Origin of the sequence: Clostridium sp. CAG:43 (assembly GCF_000434655.1) — a bacterium.
Taxonomy (GTDB): domain Bacteria; phylum Bacillota; class Clostridia; order Lachnospirales; family Lachnospiraceae; genus Otoolea; species Otoolea fessa.
This window is the reverse complement of sequence record NZ_FR895006.1, coordinates 784-7,000: the sequence shown is the minus strand read 5'-3', so window position 1 is coordinate 7,000 and position 6,217 is coordinate 784. Positions and strand designations below refer to the sequence as shown.

The following is a 6,217-nucleotide window of genomic DNA, read 5'->3' as shown; positions in this document are numbered from 1 at the left end:
GAAAGCGCCGGAGACTGCGGCACCGACCCAGGCAGGACCGGGAGGTCCTTCGGGGGATAATGGTGGAAAGATTGAAGTGGGACCAGGAGCATAGGAAGAAACGGGAATAAAAATCGAGAAAAAACCTGCATAAAATGATTTACACCGAAAACATATTGTGTTATACTAAATACGTATGAGTCCGCCGGTGCTCAGTTTTTTGACGACTCCGACATAAACTTAGCATACGGTAAGAATAATTATTTTAAGGAGGAAATCACAATGATTTCAAAGGAAAAGAAAGCAGCTATTATCGAACAGTACGGAAGAAAAGCAGGCGATACAGGTTCACCGGAGGTTCAGATCGCAATTCTGACCGCTAGAATCGCTGAGCTTACAGAGCATTTAAAATCCAATCAGAAGGATCATCATTCCCGCCGCGGACTTCTGAAGATGGTAGGACAGAGACGTGGTCTTCTGGATTACTTAAAGAAATCCGATCTGGAAGGATACCGTGCACTGATCGAGAAGTTAGGCATCAGAAAGTAATTAAGATTAAAACGTATAGGGTGGAGCAATCCACCCTAGTTGTTTATGTAGAAGAAAAGTCCGAGACCGCTGCTGTACCCGTAAAGCAGAAAAACATATTTGCGGGCAGAGCAGTAGTTTCGGTATTACTTTTCACAGAAAGGCACTTTTGGAACCGAAAGCGGCGTATGAGAATGTGAAGGTTCTTCTGCAAAACAAGATGAAAGGAGATATGAGATGTACAAGAGTTTTTCGATGGAACTGGCTGGCAGAACTTTAACAGTGGATGTTGGCCGTGTAGCAGCTCAGGCAAATGGTGCTGCATTTATGCATTATGGAGATACAACCGTATTATCAACCGCGACGGCTTCTGACAAGCCGCGTGACGGTATTGATTTCTTCCCGTTAAGCGTTGAGTTTGAGGAGAAGATGTATTCGGTCGGAAAGATTCCGGGCGGATTTAACAAGAGAGAGGGAAAGGCATCTGAGAACGCAGTTCTGACTGCACGTGTTATCGACCGTCCGATGCGTCCGCTGTTCCCGAAGGATTACCGCAACGATGTTACCTTAAATAACCTCGTATTATCCGTTGACCAGGACTGCAGCCCGGAGTATACCGCGATGTTAGGTTCTGCAATCGCAACTTGCATTTCCGATATCCCGTTTGATGGTCCGTGTGCGACCACCCAGATCGGCATGATCGACGGCGAGTTTATCGTAAACCCGACTAACGCACAGAAGAAAGTATCTGATATGGCTCTGACCGTTGCTTCCACCCGCGAGAAGGTTATCATGATCGAGGCTGGCGCAAAGGAAGTTCCGGAGAACATCATGATCGACGCGATCTTCAAGGCACACGAAGTAAACCAGGAGATCATCAAATTCATCGACACCATCGTAGCAGAGTGCGGCAAGCCGAAACATTCCTACGAGAGCTGTGCAGTTCCGGAAGAGCTGTTTGCAGCGATTCGTGAGCTGGTTCCGCAGGAAGAGATGGAAGAGGCTGTATTTACAGACGAGAAACAGAAGAGAGAAGAGAATATCCGCGCAATCACCGAGCGCCTGGAAGAGGCATTCGCTGATAACGAGGAGTGGCTGGCTGTTCTGGGTGAGGCTGTATATCAGTACCAGAAGAAGACTGTCCGCAAGATGATCCTCAAAGACCACAAGCGTCCGGATGGCCGCGGTATCACCGAGATCCGTCCGCTGGCAGCAGAAATCGACATTCTGCCGCGTGTACACGGTTCCGGTATGTTTACCCGTGGACAGACACAGATTTTAAATATCTGTACACTGGCTCCGCTGTCCGAGGCACAGAAGATCGACGGACTGGATGAGAACGAGACATCCAAGAGATATATGCACCATTACAACTTCCCGTCCTACTCCGTAGGCGAAACCAAACCGTCCAGAGGACCGGGACGCCGTGAGATCGGTCATGGTGCGTTGGCGGAGCGTGCGCTTGTGCCGGTACTTCCGACTGCGGAAGAGTTCCCGTATGCAATCCGTACCGTATCTGAGACGATGGAATCCAATGGTTCTACCTCCCAGGCAAGTATCTGTGCATCCACTCTGTCCCTGATGGCAGCAGGTGTACCGATCAAAGCTCCGGTAGCTGGTATTTCCTGCGGTCTGGTAACAGGCGACACCGATGATGATTACATCGTTCTGACCGATATCCAGGGTCTGGAAGACTTCTTCGGCGATATGGACTTCAAGGTAGGCGGCACTCACAAGGGTATTACTTCCATCCAGATGGATATCAAGATCCACGGTCTGACCCGCCCGATCATCGAGGAGGCAATCGCTAAGACGAGAGAGGCAAGACTCTACATCCTGGATGAAGTTATGGCGCCGGTTATCTCCGAGCCGAGAAAGACCGTCAGCCAGTATGCTCCGAAGATCGTTCAGATCTCCATCGATCCGCAGAAGATCGGCGATGTAGTCGGCAAACAGGGCAAGGTAATCAACAAGATCATCGAGCAGACCGGCGTTAAGATCGATATCGAGGACGATGGCAGCGTAGCTGTATGCGGCACCGATCAGACAATGATCGACAAGGCAGTTTCCATCATCAAGGGCATCGTGACCGATATCGAGCCGGGTCAGATTCTGACAGGTACCGTTGTCCGTATCATGAATTTTGGTGCATTCGTAGAGCTGGCTCCGAACAAAGATGGTATGGTTCATATTTCCAAGCTTTCGGACAAGCGCGTAGCGAAGGTAGAGGATGTTGTCAACATCGGCGATGAAGTTACTGTAAAGGTAATCGAGGTCGATAAGATGGGTCGTATCAACCTGAGCATGAAACCAGGCGATCTGGCTGAAAATAAATAATAAATAGATTGCAAATGCACACGATGTGCTGCAATCATCCATCATAAAATCAATGTGCCTGCATCACTGCGGCGCAGACCAGATAAAGTAAGGAATGCTGCAAGGCAGAGAAGCGGTTCGCTTCTGCTTTGCGGTGTTCCTTTTTACTTTATAAAGAGGAAAAATATGTTAGAGGTAACAGGGATAGAAAAACGGTACCGCGGAAGGACGATCCTAAAAAATGTCTCTTTTCGGGCAAATCCAGGGGAATGCATCGGGATTGTCGGCGGAAATGGATGCGGCAAAACGACGCTGCTCTCGATCCTCGCGGGGATCCGCAAGCCGGATCGGGGGAGTATTCGGATTGACGGGCAGGAGGCGCTTGGAAGACATCGTCTATTAGAAGAAAAAATCGCCTATGTGCCTCAGGAAAATCCATTGATCCCGGAGTTGACGGCATTTGATAATTACCGTCTCTGGTTCCGGGGGAAACGGCGGGAGATGGAGCGGGATCTGGAATGCGGCGTCGGTCATGTGCTGGGTGTGGACCGATTCTTGAAAACGCAGGCGGGACGGCTTTCAGGCGGAGAGAAAAAGAGGCTGAGCATCGCGGCGGCACTCTCTGGACGCGCGGATATCCTGATTCTCGATGAACCGGGGGCAGCGCTTGACCTGGAGGCAAAGGAGCAGATCCTGACTTATATCAGGAGCTATGTGAAAGCAGGGGGAACAGTTCTTTTAACGTCCCATGAGATGGGAGAGATAGGGGCGTGTACAACCCTTTATGTATTAAAGGACGGTGTGCTGGTTCTGACGGAGGCAGGGCTTTCGGCGCGGGAGCTGATACAGAGGTTTTAAGGTTACTGGGCACGTATGCGTGAACAGTAACGTTTTAGGAGTGAGAAAACAGGAGGAGGTACAAGATGGAAGAGGGAAATAATGCAAACAATACAAACAATGCAAACATGTCAAGCAATTCAACCCCGCTAAACCCGGCAGAGGCAGCGGCGCAGGCGCTTACGGCCGCATCTGACACAGCGGATGGAACCAGTGCAGGCGGATCCGCTGGTGCTGGCGGCGGAATCGGTGGAAATGCTGCAGGCGGCAGTGACGGTGGCAGAACGGGTGGAAATGGTTCTGGCAGGAAGAAATGGCTCATTTCAGCCGGAGCAGCCGCAGCGGTGGTCGTGGTCGGCGGCGGTGTGATGCTCAGCCATCAGGCAGACCCGAAGGATACAGTGATCGATGCGTTCAAGAGCATCACGGCGGAAGGGCAGTTAAATCCGTCTGAGGAGATCTTTGGGACGAAAGAGCTGGAAAAACTTTTACAGAAGGGATCCGCGCAGACGGGGATGGAGTTAAGCATGACAGGTATTTCCGATGAATCCCTGAACCAGATGAGCGGTGCGGGCATCGGTCTGGATGTGAAGCGCGATGTGGACAGCGGACGGCAGCTGCTAAATCTTTCCTTGCAGTATGGCGGCGGAGAATTGGCGGACGCACAGCTTTACATGGATGATACACAGATCATGGCGGCGATTCCGGCACTTTCCAGCCGTATATTTACCCTTGATTATGTCAATGATCTGGAAGGACAGCTCATTAATTCTCCGTATGCGGCGCAGAAGCTCGAAGAGCAGGGGATTGATATTGAGGGGCTGGCAAATTATCTGGGACAGTACAAGGAAGCGCTTTCGGACGAGGAGCCGATGATGGATCTGAAAGCACTCTGGAACCGCTACAAAGAGGGAAGCAAGGCGATTGATGACCTCAAAACGGCTATGACCGTCACTAAGAATGACAAAAAAGAGTTTACGATCGACGGACAGAGCGAGAACTGCCGCGGTTACCATGTGACTCTGCCGAAGGATGCGTTGATTCGCTTTGCAAAGACGACGAGAGAATTTTTCCTGAATGATGAGACACTCAAACAGGATGTGGTGCGCTATCTGGAACTGGCAGGCGACGCAAGCAGCATCTATGCAGCGGACGGGGACGGAGAGAGCGTGGATCCGGAGGAACAGCAGAAGGAACTCTGGGCGCAGGCGGAAGCGGTGCTGGACAATCTGGTAGAGGAAATGGAAAATACCATCGGGGATGTGACGATGGATGTCTATGTGAGAAAAGATGGCAAAATGGCTGGATTTTCCTATGAGACGGATGCAACGGTTGAGGAAGAAAATGTCCGTTTTTACGGCGATGTTTCCTTTGGCGGCGGTTACAACATGCTGTCGAATGTGAATGGGGCGTTAAATATTGAGGATTCGGACGGTCAGATTATCACGGTTTCCCTGGATAAAACAGGCGCTTACGAGGCTGGAAAGAGCTGGAGTGGTCAGGTAATTGCGACCCTGCAAGGCGACGAAGAGAAATACCAGTTTATCCTGGATGGCGACTATCAGATCGCGGACGGCAGCTATGAGGTAAAGCTGGATCTGCAGAGTAACGGTGCGTCTCAGGCGTCGATCACGGCGAATGGCGCGGTCAGCGAGCTTTCGAAGGGCGAGAGCGTCCATATCGATATGGATTCCCTGCGTCTGGAAACGACATTGTTAAATGGAAGCAGTTCTTATGTTGAATTTGCCGGTTCCTATTATGTCAACCCGCTGGAGGATGAGATCGCGCAGCCGGACGGCGTTCCATTTGATGTGCTGGCTTCCTCCGAGGAGGATTATAACCAGGTCACAACGGAGATAACAGGCAACCTGTTCGCAATTCTCCTGAAAGTCATGTCATAGGCGGCGGAAAATGCGAACATATATGATATATCTGCTGCTGACCGGAAAGCGCCTGCTCCGCCAGCTGCCGTATTTTCTGGCAGGGCAGGCGGTGATGGTGCTGCTCGTCGGCATGGCGGCATTTTCGGCGTCTAAGGTTTTATATGGGGAAACATCTTTAAAGAAAATCGAGGTGGGCGTGGTGCTTCCGGAGGACGATGCGCTTTCGGAAAAGATAACCAAAATGATTGCCTCGCTGGACAGCGTGGAAAGTCTCTGCGACTTTTCGTATCTGGAACACGATGAAGCGTTCCAAAAGATGAAAAGCGGGGAGCTTCAAGCGGTTTTCGAGGTGCCGTCCGGCATGGCGCGCGGCATTTTGGACGGTACGAACCAGCCAGCCACGATCTGGTTTCCGGATGAGAGCGGGCTGGAAGGCGCCGTTTTCCGGGAACTGGCAGAGTCGGGCAGTTCGATGCTTGGCACTTCGCAGGCGGCGATCTACGCGGCAAATGAATGTTTAAATATCCAGGGAGTGCCGGAACAGATTTCGGTGTCTGAACAGGATTTGAACCGTATCTTTTTAAAATATGCGATGAACCGCGAGGTACTTTTCCGGAAGAAAACGGTCAGCGCTGCAGGAAATGTATCGACGGCGGTCTTTTATGGAATTTCGG

Annotated in this window: 5 protein-coding genes; all 5 read left to right on the top strand. The window is 51.0% G+C overall.

The window, feature by feature from the left end; all coding sequences use genetic code 11:
- The first annotated feature begins 261 nt into the window (after positions 1 to 261).
- The gene (rpsO, locus tag QVO97_RS01060; RefSeq protein WP_022358577.1) at positions 262 to 528 is read left to right on the top strand and encodes a 30S ribosomal protein S15; all 267 of its coding nucleotides are present in this window, start codon (positions 262 to 264) and stop codon (positions 526 to 528) included.
- A gap of 216 nt (positions 529 to 744) precedes the next feature.
- Positions 745 to 2,844, top strand: coding sequence for a polyribonucleotide nucleotidyltransferase (locus tag QVO97_RS01055; RefSeq protein ID WP_022358576.1), 2,100 nt, complete (start codon positions 745 to 747; stop codon positions 2,842 to 2,844).
- Between the two features lie 165 nt (positions 2,845 to 3,009).
- Positions 3,010 to 3,681: an ABC transporter ATP-binding protein gene (locus tag QVO97_RS01050; RefSeq protein WP_022358575.1), complete on the top strand. Its 672-nt coding sequence runs from the start codon at positions 3,010 to 3,012 to the stop codon at positions 3,679 to 3,681.
- A 65-nt stretch (positions 3,682 to 3,746) separates the two neighbouring features.
- Positions 3,747 to 5,561: a hypothetical protein gene (locus tag QVO97_RS01045; RefSeq protein WP_022358574.1), complete on the top strand. Its 1,815-nt coding sequence runs from the start codon at positions 3,747 to 3,749 to the stop codon at positions 5,559 to 5,561.
- A gap of 22 nt (positions 5,562 to 5,583) precedes the next feature.
- A partial coding sequence (locus QVO97_RS01040) for an ABC transporter permease (protein ID WP_288188556.1) occupies positions 5,584 to 6,217 on the top strand: 634 nt, incomplete at its 3' end.